This window comes from Pseudoalteromonas sp. SG45-1, assembly GCF_014164135.1.
In the GTDB taxonomy this organism is placed as follows: Bacteria; Pseudomonadota; Gammaproteobacteria; order Enterobacterales; family Alteromonadaceae; genus Pseudoalteromonas; species Pseudoalteromonas distincta.
In genome coordinates this window covers 1-16,221 of record NZ_JACJEP010000042.1, presented here as the reverse complement: position 1 = coordinate 16,221, position 16,221 = coordinate 1, and the positions used below count along the sequence as shown (strand labels likewise).

Genomic DNA, 16,221 nt, shown 5'->3' with positions numbered 1-16,221 from the left:
TTTTAAACATACACGCGTTCACGCGACAATATACCGCTGTTTTGGGCAAACGATGGGATATCTGTGGTCGCACCAACAAATCTCAAGGTGCCGTCGTCTTTGTTCGGTAAAAAGGCATCTCGTTGGGATTTATCACAGCGATGAACTTCGTCAACAACAGTAAGGGTGCGTTGGCCACGGCTTTCTAGGTTGTCCCGCGCTTGCGTTACGCTGTCGCGTATATCTTTTACGCCTGCAGTTACCGCCGACATTTGAATAAGTGAGGCATCAGCATGGTTGGCAATTATTTGCGCAAGTGTTGTTTTACCAACACCAGGCGGACCCCATAAAATTAAACTATGGCATCGCCCCGCGACAATGGCTTGATGCAGTGGTTTATCAGCACTTAATAAGTGCTGCTGACCAATGTATTCATCAAGCGTTGTAGGGCGCATACGCGCAGCAAGTGGGCGTACATCGGGCCCAAAATTAAAACCTAAATTACTCACCGTTACTCTGATCGTCTATTTCAACACCTTCAGGAGGCGTAAATTCAAAAGTGCTTTGATCAAGCGGCGTATTAACTTGGGCATTGTTAAACGTAAATGACGATAGCTGCCCTGAGTTGTCGGTAACCACTAGTTTAGCAAGCCCTTGCTCGTTACCCGCAAATGCTATATCAAGTTGTTCTACTTGGCTTTCTACGCCTTTATTTGGCGTTACGCTAAAGCCTGTACTTGTTGCAAGTACGCTGTATTTTTCCCACTGTGCTGGGTCTTTTGATGTCAGTAGCACAAATGGTGTTGAGTCGATTAGGCTGCTGGTTTTCATAATTGTTACTTGCTCAGCAAAGCTGTCGAAGTAATATGTTTTATCACCGTTTGATACAAATAACGTATCGTCTGGATTAGTTTGCTGCCAGCGAATCATCATAGGCTGTTGAAGCGCTATTGTGCCCTCGCCTTGCATAACTGCTTGGCCTTCTTTGTCTGTTACTTGTTGTGCAAACTGCGCTTTAAAGCTTTTTAAAGTGGCAAGTCTGTCTTGTAATGCTTGGCTGTCGTCTGCAAAGCTTGGTGCGGCAAGTACGCTGCCTAACACTAATAATAAGGCGTTAACTTTTTTCATGAATTTGCTCCATTAGGTACTAATACATCGCGAGCACCGTTATGACCTGGTGAACTCACGATACCCGATGTTTCCATTTGTTCTACTAAACGTGCTGCGCGGTTATAGCCAACACGTAATTTACGTTGCACTGACGATACCGATACTTTGCCGGTTTCAATTACAAACGACACAGCTTCGTCGTATAACGGATCAGATTCTTCATCTGCATTTTCGCTAGCTTCACCCGGTAATAAAATATCTTCAGTGGCATCGCCATTGAGTATTTCGTCAATGTAATTTGGTTTAGCACGTGCTTTCCAATCGTTTACTACGGCGTGTACTTCGTGGTCGTCTACAAACGCGCCATGCACACGCTCTGGTACGCTAGTGCCTGGCGGTAAATAAAGCATGTCGCCCATGCCTAGTAAGTTTTCTGCGCCTTGTTGGTCAAGTATTGTCCGTGAATCTATTTTGCTCGATACCTGAAACGCCATACGTGTTGGAATATTAGCTTTAATTAAGCCGGTAATTACATCAACTGACGGGCGCTGCGTAGCAAGCACTAAGTGAATCCCTGCCGCACGTGCTTTTTGAGCAATACGTGCAATAAGTTCTTCTACTTTTTTACCTACAATCATCATCATGTCGGCAAATTCGTCTATTACTACAACAATACTTGGTAATTTACCTAGCTCGTCGGGGCCTTCTTTCATGCCATCGGTGTCTTTAAATAATGGATCAAGAATTGGGTAACCCGCTTCATTGGCTTCAAGCACTTTTTGGTTGTAACCTTTTAAGTTACGCACACCCAATGCTGACATTAATTTATAACGACGTTCCATTTCGCCTACACACCAACGCAGTGCGTTAGCAGCTTCTTTCATATCGGTAACTACTTCACACAATAAATGCGGAATGCCTTCGTATACTGAAAGCTCAAGCATTTTAGGGTCAATCATGATCATACGTACATCGTCAGGACCCGATTTGTAAAGCAAGCTTACTATCATGACATTAACGCCCACTGATTTACCTGAACCAGTTGTACCGGCTACCAATAAATGTGGCATTTTACCTAAGTCAGCACATACGGGCTGACCAGCAATGTCTTTACCAAGCACCATGGTAAGAGGCGACGGATTTTGCTCAAATTTAGGGGCGTTTATTACTTCTGATAAACGAACTATTTCACGGTGTTTATTTGGAAGCTCAATACCAACATAGGTTTTACCTGGGATAACTTCTACAACACGTACACTAATTGCCGAAAGCGAACGGGCTAAATCTTTAGCTAAGCCTGTAATTTTAGACACTTTAATACCTGGCGCTAAATCTAGCTCAAAACGCGTAACAACGGGGCCTGGGTATACCGCTACTACGGTTGCTTGTACGTTAAAGTCGAGAAGTTTTGTCTCTACTAGGCGCGATACGCTATCAAGCTCTTCTTGCGAAATTGGGTTTTTAGCTTTATCCGGTCTGTCGAGTAAATCGAGCGATGGTAATGGCCCTGGTGGTGGCTCTTGCGTTAATAATTGCTCAAACTTTTCTTTTGCCGTTGGTGGTGGTTGATATTGCGCTTTTGGTTTAGGCATTGGTCTTGCTGGCGATACCACCGTTGTAACTGGTTTTTCAGGCTCCACAACTGGGCTTTGATCAAGCGCATTTAATGCAGCAGCCGTGTCCATTGGTTCGTCATCTATTGCGCTAAAGCCAATTTCTTGATCGAGTATATCGTCAAGTTCATCAAACGGCATAAAGTCATCACTGATTTGTGGTTCACTAAATGGTGTTTGAGGCTTATCTATTGCTTTTTGTTTATCTGCTTTTTTAGCTGATGTAGGCAGCTCTATCTGCTCTTTTATATCGTCTTCAAAATGGGCGTCTGCTTCATCGTTATTATTTACTTTACCTGCAGTATGTTCTCGGTGCATCCAGCCTTTTGCATACGATACAACATAGCGATAAAGCCTAACCATTAAATCGCCAAGGTAATCTACAAAATCAACCCACGATACTCCCGTCAATAAGGTAAGCCCTGCAAAAAAGAAACACAGCAATAATATAGATGTACCGGTAAAGTTAAACGCAGGCATCATGGCTGATGCAATAACATCGCCCACTACCCCACCCGATGAAAAGTTATAAATATCGTCGAAATTAATACTACTAATAGCGGTAGCTGAGGTAATAAATAAGGCAAAACCAATAACACGCAGCGCTAAGGTAGTGTAATCAAGCTGTAAAATGCGGTGAGGTTGTTTAAATAGCAAGTAGCCAAATAGCTGAATGGCCGCTGGCACTAAGTAAGCCAACCAACCAAAGGTGAGTAATAAAATGTCGGCTATCCATGCACCGGCTGCTCCTGTGATGTTGCTTACTTCGCTAAAACTAGTTTGCGACCATGCAGCATCTGCTGGATCAAAGCTGATCAAGGCACATAAAATAAATATTGCCGTAAAGGTGCTGATAATCAGCCCTGTTTCTAATAGTCTTTGCACACCGTTTAGGCGCATAGTTCCCTATTCCTCTTTATTATTCTATTTTTATTCACACTTACTTAGCAGTGAAATACCTTAGCAGGAAATGCAATTTGTTGCACTTTATCTTAACCTTGATGGCCTGATTATGAACAAGTTTTTATAATTTGAGCTTATATAAGCAAATGACGCAGTTAATATAAATAACCTCAAGTAATATAAGGACGAATAATTACGCCTTCTTCACCTTTTACTTCTTCCATTACTACATAAGTTCGGCTTTCACTTACGTTTGGCAGTTTCAATAGTATGTCGCCTAATACGCCACGGTATTCTGACATATCATTTACGCGCGTTTTAAGTAAAAAATCAAAATTACCCGATACTAAATGACATTCAATAATTTCTTCGTGCTTTTTAACCGCAGCACTAAACTCATCAAATACGTCGGGAGATGTTTTAGTAATCGTTACTTCTACATACACCGATAAACCTTGCCCAAGCTTAGCGGGATCGACCACCGCTTTATAGCCAAGTATATAACCTTCTCGTTCTAGCTTTTTTACTCGCTCCAAGCAGGGCGTGGCGCTTAGGCCAACTCGTCTGGCCAGTTCTACGTTCGACAAGCGTCCATCGTGTTGTAATTCCATTAAAATTTTACGGTCAATTCTATCTAATAATTGATGCATAGTGCCAACTAGTTTTTTATGCTGTTTATTTTTATTATCTAGATGATAACACTAGATTTGAGTTTAAAAAAGGTGAGACATACGGGCTTATGATGAATATAATAGTGGAAAATGTTAATCCGTTCTTAATAAGGCAAATGATATGATTATTGGTGTTCCTAAAGAAATTAAAAACCATGAATACCGTGTAGGTATGGTTCCTGCAAGTGTTCGTGAATTAGTAAACCACGGTCACCAAGTGATTGTAGAAACTGATGCAGGCATGGGCATTGGTTTTACTAACGAAGATTACACGCTAGCGGGTGCTGAAATTTTAGCAACTGCTGCTGACGTTTTCGCTAAAGCAGACATGATTGTAAAAGTAAAAGAGCCACAAGCTGTTGAACGTGCAATGCTACGTGAAGACCAAATTCTTTTCACTTACTTACACCTTGCACCTGATCTTCCACAAACTGAAGACCTTGTAAAAAGCAAAGCTATTTGTATTGCATACGAAACTGTAACTGACTCTCGCGGTGGTTTACCGCTTCTTGCTCCTATGAGCGAAGTTGCTGGTCGTATGTCTATTCAAGCTGGTGCACAAGCGCTTGAAAAATCTAACCACGGTCGTGGCATGCTACTAGGCGGCGTACCAGGCGTTGAAGCTGCTAAAGTTGTTGTTATTGGCGGCGGCATGGTTGGTCGTAGCGCAGCTCAAATGGCTGTTGGCCTTGGTGCTGAAGTTGTAGTGCTTGATCGTAACATCGACGTATTACGTGCACTAGATGCGCAATTTGGTAATAAAGTAAAAGCTATTTACTCAACTGCTGATGCACTAGAAAAACACGTACTAGAAGCTGATTTAGTAATCGGTGGTGTACTGATCCCTGGTGCAGCTGCACCTAAACTAGTAACTGCTGAGCACATTAAAGCAATGAAACCTGGTTCTGCAATTGTTGACGTTGCAATCGACCAAGGTGGCTGTATTGCTACTTCTAAAGCAACGACGCATGCTGATCCAACTTTCATCGTTGATGAAGTTGTTCACTACTGTGTTGCTAACATGCCAGGTGCTGTTCCACGCACATCTACGTTTGCACTTAACAATGCAACATTGCCTTTCATCATTAACCTTGCAAACAAAGGTTATAAAAAGGCGCTACTAGATGACGCTCACTTCTTAAAAGGCTTAAACGTAATTAAAGGCCAAGTAACTTACAAAGAAGTAGCTGAAGCGTTCAACATGGAATATGTTGACCCACGCACAGCAGTAGAAAACGCATAATTTAGCGTTTCGTAGTTAGGTTGGTATTAAATAATATAGTAACCTAACTACAACCCATAAAAAAAGCAGCTAATTAGCTGCTTTTTTTTATATTTAAATTTCAGATTTATATAAACTTATTTAGATAAAACGCTTAATTATAAAATCTACTTTTACGCGCTTAGCTTGGCCTAGTAGTTTTTTAACTGGCTGCGGGTAATCATCCATTGTTTCTAAATCATCTGGGCCTGTTAAACGGCGGCAGTGTTGTAAAATTTCCTGCTTTTCGTTATCAATAGCATCCATAATTGTTTGCTCTGGATCTTCTATTAAAATACCGTTTTCGATATCAAGACCCCATGCACGCGGATTTAAGTTATGCCCACTCAGTAAATGTTTTGTTCTATCTGAACAAATACCTTTTAAATGAAACGAATTACTTTCATCTTTCCACAGATACACATTTAAATTACCGTTATCGATGTGGCGTTTTTGCGTTTTTACAAACTTATGCAAAATAGTTTCGTATAAATAAGGTAATGCCCCTATTTTACTAAACGGCTCGCTTGGCGGTAAATAAAAGTCATTTGCTGTTTTATCCCCTACCACAATAGTCACTTGCTTGCCTTGCTTTAATAATCGGCGCAGTGATCGCATAAGTGGCGCCGGAAAATTAAAGTATGGCGTATACAACACAAGCTCTTGCTCTGTGGTATCAAATAACGCTTTTATTAAACGATTTAACTCGTTATTACGACGACCAAGCCCTAAAAACAAACGAATACCTAATGCTTGCGTATTTAGTTGCTTTGCTGCGTTATAACTTGCGACTTTTAAATCACGCATTAATTGCTTTTGATCAAGTTTGAAGTCGTGTAAACGCTTAAGCGGTCGTGTGTCTATGCGTGGCACAGCATCGGAGCTAATTAGCTTTGTCTCTATAAAATCAACCACTGAGTCACACAGCTCGCTCTGCGTTATTAAAAAGTAACGATCGAGTCTGTAACGCTCGTTATACTGCAAATACACATTGTTTAAGCTTGCGCCACTGTAAAGTAAGGTATCGTCAATGACAAAACCCTTTAAATGTAATACGCCAAATAATTCTTTAGCTTTTACAGGTACGCCATAAACTTGTACGTTCGATTTAAACTTTTCTAAATCGTCACAGTATAAACTTGCGTTACCATCAGACTTCTCTGCACCAATTAAACCACGTTGCGCACGATGAAAATCCACCAGCACTTTTACATCAAGCGCAGGGTTCTCTAATGATACTCGATGCAAGGCTTCTAAAATCTCGCGGCCTGCTTCGTCATCCTGTAAATAAAGCGCTGTGATATAAATTCGTTTTTTTGCATTAGCTATCAAACGTAGCAATTGCGTTCGGTAATCTTGCGCATTGGTTAAGACGTTAACGTCTTTTGAAGTCAACCCGAATGCGGGTTTTTCCTGCCAAAATAACATAGTTGCCTATTCGCTTAGGTCACATAATCTATCAGTGACAAATAAAATTAGGTAAAACATAACAAAAAAAATCAAAGGGGTCATGAATTAACGCTGTTTTGTTGCCTGTTAGTCTATTTATTGAGCTACTTAGGTGTTTTAACTGTAAAAGTACTGAGCTCTAGTACACAATACTGCACAGCTTTTCGATTTGCGAAAAAAAATAATCGCGGATTTTGTTTACATCCGCCTTGATTTTCTTAGAATCGAGCGCATTAAAGACCGTATTAAACGTTTAGGAAAAAATAATGACTGAAGCAAAACATTGCAAGCTACTAATTTTAGGCTCTGGCCCAGCTGGTTATACTGCCGCAGTATATGCAGCACGTGCAAATTTAAACCCTGTTTTAATTACAGGCATTCAACAAGGTGGTCAATTAACAACCACGACTGAAGTTGAAAACTGGCCTGGTGATGCACACGGCTTAACGGGCCCTGCATTAATGGATCGTATGAAAGAGCACGCTGAGCGCTTTGAAACTGAAATCATATTCGATCACATCAATAAAGTAGATGTATCTAAGCGCCCTTTCACACTAACTGGCGACCAAGGTACTTACACATGTGATGCGTTAATCATTGCAACAGGTGCTTCTGCTAAATACTTAGGCTTAGAGTCTGAAACTAATTTCCAAGGCCGTGGCGTTTCAGCGTGTGCTACATGTGATGGCTTTTTCTATAAAGGTCAGAAAGTAGCGGTTGTTGGTGGTGGTAATACAGCGGTTGAAGAAGCGCTATACTTATCTAACATTGCTGACGAAGTACATGTTATTCACCGCCGTGATAGTTTCCGTAGTGAAAAAATACTTGCAGACCGCCTTGCTGAAAAAGCAGCTAACGGTAACGTTGTTTTACATTACAACCGCACGCTTGACGAAGTATTAGGCGACCAAATGGGCGTAACTGGCATTCGTATTAAAGATGCACACTCTGATGCAACACAAGAGCTAGATTTAGCCGGTGTATTTATTGCTATTGGTCATAAGCCAAATACAGATATGTTTGTTGGTCAACTAGAAATGAAAGATGGCTACTTAGTTGTAGAGTCTGGATTGAATGGTAACGCAACTCAAACAAGTGTAGAGGGCGTTTTTGCTGCAGGTGATGTGTCTGACCACATTTACCGTCAAGCAATCACATCAGCGGGTACAGGCTGTATGGCTGCCCTTGATGCAGAGCGTTTCTTAGATAATTTATAAGCAATTAAATAAATTATAATAGGGCTGATTATTCAGCCCTTTTTTTATGTCTAAAATATAGTTACACTTTTACGATCAATTATAAAATAAGTACTGTATGAGAAATCAGCTATACCAATTAAGTGAAACCGATATAGCATTCCCCAATCCGGAATACGCATTAGAATCCCCTGATGGCTTGTTAGCAATTGGCGGGGATTTAAGTTTACCTCGCCTAAGTAATGCATACAAAAGCGGAATATTCCCTTGGTTTAGCGAAGATGAGCCTATTATGTGGTGGTCACCGAGCGAACGCGGGATTTTTGAACTGGATGATTTTCATATAAGTAAGAGCCTGCGTAAACATTTAAAAAAGCACCCTGTAAAAGTAACCATTAATAATGCCTTTGAGGAGGTAATAGAAGCTTGTCGCGATCAACGCCTTGATACCGATGGCACTTGGATCACCTCTGACATGCTCAACGCTTACGTTAATGCACATAATGCTGGCATTGCCCATAGCTTAGAAGTGTGGAGCAACGGAGAGCTTGCAGGTGGCTTATACGGTATTATGCAAAATGGTGTTTTTTGTGGTGAATCAATGTTTCATCATCAAACCAATTGCTCAAAGCTTGCTATGTGGGCACTGGTAAATTGGCTTAAACGTCATAATGCGCATTTTATTGATTGCCAGTTAGAAAACCCTTATTTAATGACCTTAGGTGCACAAGTAATCCCCCGCTCAACATTTTTGACTAAACTAAAAGCTGCACATAACTATATTATTAATCCTATTATGTGGGAGCCACAAGAACTTGACGCAATCTATGAATGAGCAACTTCCTGCACGTGTTGGTTTAACCCAAGAATTTGACTGTAGTTATTTACCCAACAGACAAGAGCAACTATTAGTTATTCTTGATCCTAGTTGCTACAGCACAGACAAATTTGAGTCATTATTAGGCTTAGGGTTTCGTCGCAGTGGTAACCAAATATATCGTCCACACTGCCCAATATGCAGTGCATGTAATTCTGTACGTGTATTAGCACAAGACTTTATCCCTTCAAAATCGCAAAAACGTAAACTAAACAAAGCAAAAAACCAGTTTGAAGTGAAATACTCGACGCAAGAACGCCCTGAGTATTATCCGCTCTATAGTAAATACATAACGATGCGCCATCAGGATGGAAGTATGTATCCTCCTGAAAAAGAACAGTTTCAAAGCTTTTTACTTTGCAGTTGGCTCAAAATCACATTTATTGAACTATGGCACCAAGATACTTTAGCCGCAGTTGCCGTAACTGATTGTATGAACAACTCTATTTCTGCAATTTATACTTTTTTTGACCCCGACTTTGAACACTATAGTTTAGGCTCTGTGATGATATTAGAGCAGCTTAAATTTGCAAAAGAGCAAAATAAGCAATACGTGTACTTAGGCTATCAAATTGACGAATGCGATAAAATGAAGTACAAAACTCAGTTTTTACCAGCTCAAAAACAGCTCAATGATGAGTGGGTGGCTATTTAATTTGCAAATATAGCCCCTGCGCCTTTACTTATTGGAGTATTTTGGGCAAAATCTGCAGCGTTTAACTATTAAAGAGGTGTTACGCTAAACATGGCGAAAGAAGACGTAATCGAAATGCAAGGGACAGTCCTTGATACTTTACCAAATACAATGTTCCGAGTTGAGCTAGAAAATGGTCACGTAGTTGTGGCTCACATTTCAGGCAAAATGCGCAAAAACTATATCCGTATTTTAACCGGCGATAAAGTAACGGTAGAAATGACTCCTTACGATTTATCAAAGGGTCGTATCGTATTCCGTGCTCGCTAAGTAAGTGCGTAAACGAGATTTAGTTTTTGGCTAGTGTTTTACTAGCTTTAAGCGTTTATTAAATGTAATTGATAGACATTGACTAGCAATTACATTTAATAAACAAAAAACCCAGTTTTTACTGGGTTTTTTGTTGCCTATAAAAATGGCAAAAAAATGGCCCGCTATTATTTAGCGGGCCATTTTTATTTAACTTAGTTGTGCAATTAACGTTTTACGCTGGCGTTAAATTGCTCTCGTAATCAAAGCGAATCTTCTTGTCTTTAACCGATACTTTAACTGTACCGCCATCAACAAGTTCACCAAACAGTATTTCATTAGCTAATTGCTTTTTAAGCTCTTCTTGAATAACACGTGCCATTGGTCGTGCACCCATAGCCTTGTCATAACCTTTATCTGCGAGCCATTCACGCGCTTTAGGCGTAAGCTCAAGATTAACCGATTTTTTATCAAGCTGAGCTTGCAGTTCCACAATAAATTTATCAACCACCAGTAAAATAACTTCACGTTCAAGGTGATTAAACCAAATAATGTTATCTAAACGGTTTCTAAATTCTGGCGAAAATACTTTATTAATTTCGCCCATTGCATCGTGCGTGTGATCTTGCTCTGTAAAACCAATCGACTTACGCGTAGTTTCTTGTACGCCCGCATTGGTAGTCATTACAACCACTACATTTCTAAAATCAGCTTTACGACCGTTATTATCGGTTAACGTACCGTGATCCATAACTTGTAGTAAAATATTGTAAATATCTGGATGCGCTTTTTCAATCTCATCTAAAAGTACAACCGCATGTGGGTTTTTAATAACCGCCTCGGTTAATAACCCGCCTTGCTCAAAACCAACATATCCTGGTGGAGCACCAATTAGTCGGCTGATTGCGTGGCGCTCTACATACTCAGACATATCAAAACGAATAAACTCAACACCCATACATTTAGCAAGTTGCTTAGTTACTTCTGTTTTACCAACACCTGTTGGGCCTGCAAACAAGAACGAACCCACTGGTTTTTCTTCGCTTGATAAACCTGAGCGAGATAAACGAATAGCCGATGTAAGCGCATCAATAGATTGATCTTGTCCAAACACCAGCATTTTAAGGTTACGGTCTAGATTTTTAAGCGTCTCTTTATCTGTTGAAGACACATTTTGTGGTGGAATACGTGCCATCTTCGATATTATTAGCTCTATATCAGCCACACCAATGGTTTTTTTACGTTTAGAACTAGGCTGTAAACGTTGGTTAGCGCCCGCTTCATCAATTACATCAATTGCTTTATCTGGCAAGTGGCGCTCATTAATGTATTTAGCACTAAGTTCAGCAGCTGCTTTTAATGCTTTTTGAGTGTAGCGAATACCATGGTGCTCTTCGTAACGCTCTTTTAATCCATTTAAAATTTTAGTGGTATCAGCAACACTTGGTTCAAGTACATCAATTTTTTGAAAACGGCGTACTAATGCACGGTCTTTCTCAAAAATATTTTTATACTCATTGTAAGTGGTTGAACCCATACAGCGTAACTTACCACTTGAAAGAAGTGGTTTAAGTAAGTTTGAAGCGTCCATAACGCCACCAGACGCTGCGCCAGCACCTATTATGGTATGTATTTCATCAATAAATAAAATAGACCCAGGTTGTGCCTGGAGCTCTTTTAATAAGCTTTTAAAGCGTTTTTCAAAATCGCCACGGTATTTAGTACCTGCAAGCAATGCCCCCATATCTAGTGAGTACACAACTGCATCTGCAATTACTTCTGGTACTTGCTCGTTCACAATACGGTACGCTAAACCTTCAGCAATGGCTGTTTTACCAACGCCCGCTTCACCAACAAGTAATGGGTTATTCTTTTTACGACGACACAATACTTGTACCGTGCGCTCTACTTCGCTGTCGCGCCCAATCAATGGGTCAATATTACCTTCACGAGCCTGAGCGTTTAAGTTAGTTGTAAAGCTGTCTAGCTTACTTGCTTCTTCGTTTTGAACTTCTTGCACTTCTTCATGTATATCATCGCTGTCGTCGCCTAGTTCATCATCAGCTTTTGAAATGCCGTGCGAAATAAAGTTAACAATATCTAAGCGCGATACATCATGCTTTTTAAGTAAATAAACAGCTTGGCTCTCTTGCTCTGAAAAAATAGCAACCAGTACATTGACACCCGTCACTTCGTTTTTTCCTGACGATTGCACATGAAACACAGCACGTTGTAATACACGCTGAAAACCAAGCGTTGGCTGAGTTTCACGCTCTTCTTCTAAATCTGGGATGACAGGTGTTGTTTCGTCAATAAATTCTAATAATTCGGTTTTTAAGCCTGAAAGATTAACACCACACGCGTTTAAGGCTTCTCCTGCAGAAGGATTATCTAATAGCGCAAGTAAAAGGTGCTCTACGGTCATAAACTCATGACGGCGAGTGCGCGCTTCACGAAACGCGGCATTTAAAGTGAGTTCTAAGTCTTTGTTTAGCATTGGCAACCCCTTACTGAGATAATAATTTATACCACAACAATCGGATGTTTGATCACCCTAATTGGTATTTATACCAATTGTATTAAATTGGTATTATTCCTGCTCACAACTACAAAGCAGTGGATGCTCGTTATCCCGTGAGTAACGGTTAACTTGTTCAACTTTGGTGTGGGCAACATCGGCGCTGTAAACACCGCAAATACCCTTACCTTTTTCATGAACCTGAAGCATCACATCGGTTGCTCTATCGCTATCCATATTAAAAAACGTCGTTAAAACTTCAATTACGAAGTCCATCGGCGTGTAGTCGTCGTTATTTAAAACAACTTTATATTTTCGCGGCGGCTGTAGCTTTTGCTTTTCACTGTCGCGAACTGTGTCGATAACACCTGAATCTTTCATACCACTCATAATTAAATATAGTCTTGTCTTTGTAACTCAAGCAAACTTGAATAAAAAATAAATAAAATGTTAAAAAATAACTCAAAACACTTGACTGGTTGGCTAAATAAACTACAGTCAAACATAGATTGATTAAACCTTAGTCAGTCTAGCAAATTATACGGTTTAGAATAACTAAATTAGTCAACTTATTGAAGGATGTAGAAGTATGGCTTGTGGTAAAGTTAAATGGTTCAACAACGCCAAAGGTTTTGGTTTCATCGTAGAAGACGGCTGCGAGAATGATATCTTCGCTCATTACTCAACGATTGTAATGGACGGCTATAAAACGCTTAAAGCTGGTCAAGATGTAACATTCGAATTAGAACAAGGGCCTAAAGGCCTACACGCTAAAAATATTGCCCCAGATGGTGACATTATTGAGTGACGATTGTTTTGTTCGACTAAAGCGAGCGACCTTTTAAGATCCTCGCTTAATTCCTTAAGCATACTAACTTATCTCTTCTTCTCTTATTTATTGCCTCTTTTCATTCAAATTCAACCCTTTTCCTTGAATTTATTTTATATACCCCAATGTTCTAAGAGTTGATTGTTTAACTGCTTATTGGGCATGCTCAAACTCTAGCCCTTTTTATTTAAGCTTGTTACACTCTTGGTGCTAAAAATTGCGCATAACACCTTATCGCCTCTTTTATATGTACTAGGCTAAAGGCTGATTTATTTTTGTTAATTTTTTAGCTATAAATACGATTCCAGTTCGTCAGGTGTGACTATTCTGCTTTTATAAAAGAGCAACGCTGAGTACCAACACCTAACAAACTACTCATTACGAGCGTACGTGTTTATTAACTTGTTTAATAATATGTACTCACTCATAAGTAATGATTTTCTTTGCATTGTTGAATAAGACCTTATCGGTCGACTATCTAGGAATGATGATGACATCAAAAATTATCTATACAAAAACGGACGAAGCTCCGGCACTAGCAACTTATTCGTTGCTACCGATCATCCAAGCATATACAAATGCGGCCGGTGTTGAAGTTGAAACTCGCGACATATCATTAGCAGGTCGTGTAATTGCTAGCTTCCCTGATTATTTAACAAAAGAACAACGCATTGGTGATGCACTTGCTGAACTTGGCGAGCTTGCTAAAACACCAGAAGCAAACATCATCAAATTACCAAACATCAGTGCATCTGTACCACAGCTTCGCGCTGTAATTAAAGAGCTTCAAGCAAAAGGTTACGCTCTTCCAGAATACCCTGTGGAACCTAAAAATGATGAAGAAAAAGCAATTCAAGCGGCTTACGACAAAATTAAAGGCAGTGCAGTAAACCCTGTACTACGTGAAGGTAACTCAGATCGTCGCGCGCCAGGCTCTGTAAAAGAATATGCACGTAACAACCCACATTCAATGGGTGCGTGGAGCAAAGATTCTCAGTCTTACGTTGCAAGTATGAGCGAAGGCGATTTCTTCGGTTCAGAAAAATCAGTAACTGTTGATACAGCCACTGATGTGCGTATTGAACATGTTGCAACTAACGGTGATGTTACTGTTCTTAAACAAAGCACACCTCTTTTAGCTGGCGAAGTTATTGATGCATCAAGCATTAGCGCTTCTAAGCTTCAAGCTTTCTTAGCTGCAGAAATTGACGCTGCTAAAGAGAAAGGTGTTTTGTTCTCGCTTCACATGAAAGCGACAATGATGAAAGTATCTGATCCAATCATCTTCGGTCACGCTGTTAAAGTATTCTACAAAGATGTATTTGCTAAACACGGTGAGCTTTTTGAAGAGCTAGGTGTTGATGTAAATAATGGTTTAGGCGACGTATATTCTAAAATCCAAACATTAGACGATGCTAAGCGCGAAGAAATTGAAGCAGATATTCAAGCTGTTTACGCTAACCGCCCTGCTATTGCTATGGTTGATTCTGACCGTGGTATTACAAACTTACACGTACCAAGTGACGTGATCATCGATGCATCTATGCCTGCAGCAATCCGTTCAAGCGGTCAAATGTGGAATAACGATGGTAAATTACAAGACACTAGCTTTGTAATTCCTGATCGCTGTTACTCAAGTGTTTACCAAGCAACTATCGATTTTTGTAAAGAAAATGGTGCGTTTGATCCAACAACAATGGGTAGCGTTCCAAACGTTGGCCTTATGGCTCAAAAAGCTGAAGAATACGGTTCACACGACAAAACATTTGAAGCAAAAGCGGACGGTTCTATCCGTGTTGTTGATGCAAATGGTAATACATTACTTGAGCACAGTGTTGAGCAAGGCGATATCTGGCGTATGTGTCAGGTTAAAGACGCACCAATTCAAGATTGGGTTAAGCTTGCAGTAAATCGTGCACGCGCAACAGGCGTTCCAGCTATTTTCTGGTTAGACGAAAACCGTGCACATGATGCGCAGCTAATCAAAAAAGTAAATAAATACCTACCAGATCACGATACAGCTGGCCTAGATATTCAAATTTTAGCACCGCTTGAAGCAACATTGTTCTCATTAGCGCGCATTAAAGAAGGTAAAGACACGATTTCTGTAACAGGTAACGTACTACGTGATTACCTTACAGATTTATTCCCAATTTTAGAATTGGGTACAAGTGCTAAAATGCTTTCAATTGTTCCACTTATGAACGGTGGTGGCTTATTTGAAACTGGCGCGGGTGGTTCTGCACCTAAGCATGTTCAACAATTCGAAAAAGAAAACCACTTACGTTGGGATTCTTTAGGTGAATTTTTAGCACTTGCTGCATCACTTGAGCACTTAAGCGTAACTGCTGGTAACAACAAGGCACAAGTACTTGCTGATACCCTAGATAAAGCAACAGGTACGTTCCTTGCTGAAAACAAATCGCCGTCACGTAAAGTGAAAGAAATTGATAACCGTGGTTCTCATTTCTTCCTATCTTTATTCTGGGCACAAGAACTTGCTAAGCAAAATGATGACAGTGAACTTAAAGCACAGTTTACTCAAATCGCTAGTGACCTTGAGTCTAATAAAGAGCAAATCGTAAGTGAACTTAACGATGCGCAAGGCCCTGCAGTTGATTTAGGCGGTTACTTCCAGCCTAACGATGATGCAGCCTTTAAAGCAATGCGTCCAAGCACTACATTTAACGATATTCTTGCTAAATTAGTATAAATATCGGTTTAAATTTAAAAGCCGCTTACTTGTAAAAGTAAGCGGCTTTTTTATTTCTAAACTTTACAAAAAAAGGCCGCTATTTATAAAATAGCGGCCTTTGAATAATTAAATTTATTTATTTAATTATTTAATTATTTAATTATTTAATTATTTAAT

At 40.0% G+C, this 16,221-nt stretch carries 13 protein-coding genes and 1 pseudogene; 7 read left to right on the top strand and 7 right to left on the bottom strand.

What is annotated here, in order from left to right; all coding sequences use genetic code 11:
- Positions 1-5: 5 nt before the first annotated feature.
- The 4 genes and pseudogenes from H5117_RS19585 to lrp all read right to left on the bottom strand — a co-directional run.
- Positions 6-488: pseudogene (locus H5117_RS19585) on the bottom strand (AAA family ATPase); the annotation flags it as partial.
- The gene (gene lolA / locus H5117_RS19580; protein WP_138489158.1) at positions 481-1,107 is read right to left on the bottom strand and encodes an outer membrane lipoprotein chaperone LolA; all 627 of its coding nucleotides are present in this window, start codon (positions 1,105-1,107) and stop codon (positions 481-483) included. The gene lolA and the pseudogene H5117_RS19585, both read right to left, overlap by 8 nt.
- Positions 1,104-3,602: a DNA translocase FtsK gene (locus tag H5117_RS19575; RefSeq protein WP_024595504.1), complete on the bottom strand. Its 2,499-nt coding sequence runs from the start codon at positions 3,600-3,602 to the stop codon at positions 1,104-1,106. Before H5117_RS19575 ends, lolA begins: the two co-directional genes overlap by 4 nt.
- A gap of 173 nt (positions 3,603-3,775) precedes the next feature.
- Positions 3,776-4,255, bottom strand: coding sequence for a leucine-responsive transcriptional regulator Lrp (gene lrp / locus H5117_RS19570; RefSeq protein ID WP_007582985.1), 480 nt, complete (start codon positions 4,253-4,255; stop codon positions 3,776-3,778).
- Between the two features lie 142 nt (positions 4,256-4,397).
- Between lrp and ald the strand changes: the two genes are divergently transcribed.
- Entirely contained in the window at positions 4,398-5,519 is a 1,122-nt protein-coding gene (gene ald, locus H5117_RS19565) for an alanine dehydrogenase (protein WP_182696493.1), read from the top strand.
- A gap of 120 nt (positions 5,520-5,639) precedes the next feature.
- Here the strand turns inward: ald and pssA are convergent, their stop codons facing one another.
- Complete coding sequence (gene pssA / locus H5117_RS19560) at positions 5,640-6,965, bottom strand: CDP-diacylglycerol--serine O-phosphatidyltransferase (RefSeq protein ID WP_182696494.1); 1,326 nt, start codon at positions 6,963-6,965, stop codon at positions 5,640-5,642.
- A gap of 287 nt (positions 6,966-7,252) precedes the next feature.
- Here pssA and trxB point away from each other — a divergent pair, with 287 nt between their 5' ends.
- The 4 genes from trxB to infA all read left to right on the top strand — a co-directional run bounded on the left by trxB (position 7,253) and on the right by infA (position 10,023).
- Positions 7,253-8,203 carry a thioredoxin-disulfide reductase gene (gene trxB / locus H5117_RS19555; RefSeq protein WP_002962484.1) on the top strand — a complete coding sequence of 317 codons (951 nt, stop codon included), beginning with the start codon at positions 7,253-7,255 and terminating at the stop codon, positions 8,201-8,203.
- Between the two features lie 97 nt (positions 8,204-8,300).
- Positions 8,301-9,017, top strand: a complete 717-nt coding sequence (aat, locus tag H5117_RS19550) for a leucyl/phenylalanyl-tRNA--protein transferase (protein WP_024595507.1) — start codon at positions 8,301-8,303, stop codon at positions 9,015-9,017.
- Positions 9,010-9,714 (top strand): arginyltransferase, encoded by a 705-nt coding sequence (locus H5117_RS19545; protein WP_182738944.1) that lies wholly within the window; start codon positions 9,010-9,012, stop codon positions 9,712-9,714. Before aat ends, H5117_RS19545 begins: the two co-directional genes overlap by 8 nt.
- A 90-nt stretch (positions 9,715-9,804) precedes the next feature.
- The gene (gene infA / locus H5117_RS19540; protein WP_002962494.1) at positions 9,805-10,023 is read left to right on the top strand and encodes a translation initiation factor IF-1; all 219 of its coding nucleotides are present in this window, start codon (positions 9,805-9,807) and stop codon (positions 10,021-10,023) included.
- A gap of 214 nt (positions 10,024-10,237) precedes the next feature.
- Here infA and clpA read toward each other — a convergent pair whose 3' ends face one another.
- Together clpA and clpS are read right to left on the bottom strand one after the other, a co-directional pair.
- Positions 10,238-12,499, bottom strand: a complete 2,262-nt coding sequence (clpA, locus tag H5117_RS19535; RefSeq protein ID WP_024595509.1) for an ATP-dependent Clp protease ATP-binding subunit ClpA — start codon at positions 12,497-12,499, stop codon at positions 10,238-10,240.
- A 93-nt stretch (positions 12,500-12,592) separates the two neighbouring features.
- Positions 12,593-12,901, bottom strand: a complete 309-nt coding sequence (gene clpS, locus H5117_RS19530) for an ATP-dependent Clp protease adapter ClpS (protein WP_002962498.1) — start codon at positions 12,899-12,901, stop codon at positions 12,593-12,595.
- 208 nt (positions 12,902-13,109) lie between these two features.
- Here clpS and cspD point away from each other — a divergent pair, with 208 nt between their 5' ends.
- Together cspD and H5117_RS19520 are read left to right on the top strand one after the other, a co-directional pair.
- Entirely contained in the window at positions 13,110-13,328 is a 219-nt protein-coding gene (gene cspD, locus H5117_RS19525) for a cold shock domain-containing protein CspD (protein WP_002962500.1), read from the top strand.
- 511 nt (positions 13,329-13,839) lie between these two features.
- Entirely contained in the window at positions 13,840-16,062 is a 2,223-nt protein-coding gene (locus tag H5117_RS19520) for an NADP-dependent isocitrate dehydrogenase (RefSeq protein ID WP_182738943.1), read from the top strand.
- Positions 16,063-16,221 lie beyond the last annotated feature (159 nt).

Excerpts from the sequence above, each read along its gene's own strand:
- H5117_RS19520 (WP_182738943.1), top strand. The coding sequence starts at position 13,840 with ATGACATCAAAAATTATCTATACAAAAACGGACGAAGCTCCGGCACTA.
- aat (WP_024595507.1), top strand. The coding sequence starts at position 8,301 with ATGAGAAATCAGCTATACCAATTAAGTGAAACCGATATAGCATTCCCC.
- infA (WP_002962494.1), top strand. The coding sequence starts at position 9,805 with ATGGCGAAAGAAGACGTAATCGAAATGCAAGGGACAGTCCTTGATACT.
- clpA (WP_024595509.1), bottom strand. The coding sequence starts at position 12,499 with ATGCTAAACAAAGACTTAGAACTCACTTTAAATGCCGCGTTTCGTGAA.
- pssA (WP_182696494.1), bottom strand. The coding sequence starts at position 6,965 with ATGTTATTTTGGCAGGAAAAACCCGCATTCGGGTTGACTTCAAAAGAC.
- clpS (WP_002962498.1), bottom strand. The coding sequence starts at position 12,901 with ATGAAAGATTCAGGTGTTATCGACACAGTTCGCGACAGTGAAAAGCAA.
- H5117_RS19545 (WP_182738944.1), top strand. The coding sequence starts at position 9,010 with ATGAATGAGCAACTTCCTGCACGTGTTGGTTTAACCCAAGAATTTGAC.
- lrp (WP_007582985.1), bottom strand. The coding sequence starts at position 4,255 with ATGCATCAATTATTAGATAGAATTGACCGTAAAATTTTAATGGAATTA.
- trxB (WP_002962484.1), top strand. The coding sequence starts at position 7,253 with ATGACTGAAGCAAAACATTGCAAGCTACTAATTTTAGGCTCTGGCCCA.
- lolA (WP_138489158.1), bottom strand. The coding sequence starts at position 1,107 with ATGAAAAAAGTTAACGCCTTATTATTAGTGTTAGGCAGCGTACTTGCC.
- ald (WP_182696493.1), top strand. The coding sequence starts at position 4,398 with ATGATTATTGGTGTTCCTAAAGAAATTAAAAACCATGAATACCGTGTA.
- H5117_RS19575 (WP_024595504.1), bottom strand. The coding sequence starts at position 3,602 with ATGCGCCTAAACGGTGTGCAAAGACTATTAGAAACAGGGCTGATTATC.
- cspD (WP_002962500.1), top strand. The coding sequence starts at position 13,110 with ATGGCTTGTGGTAAAGTTAAATGGTTCAACAACGCCAAAGGTTTTGGT.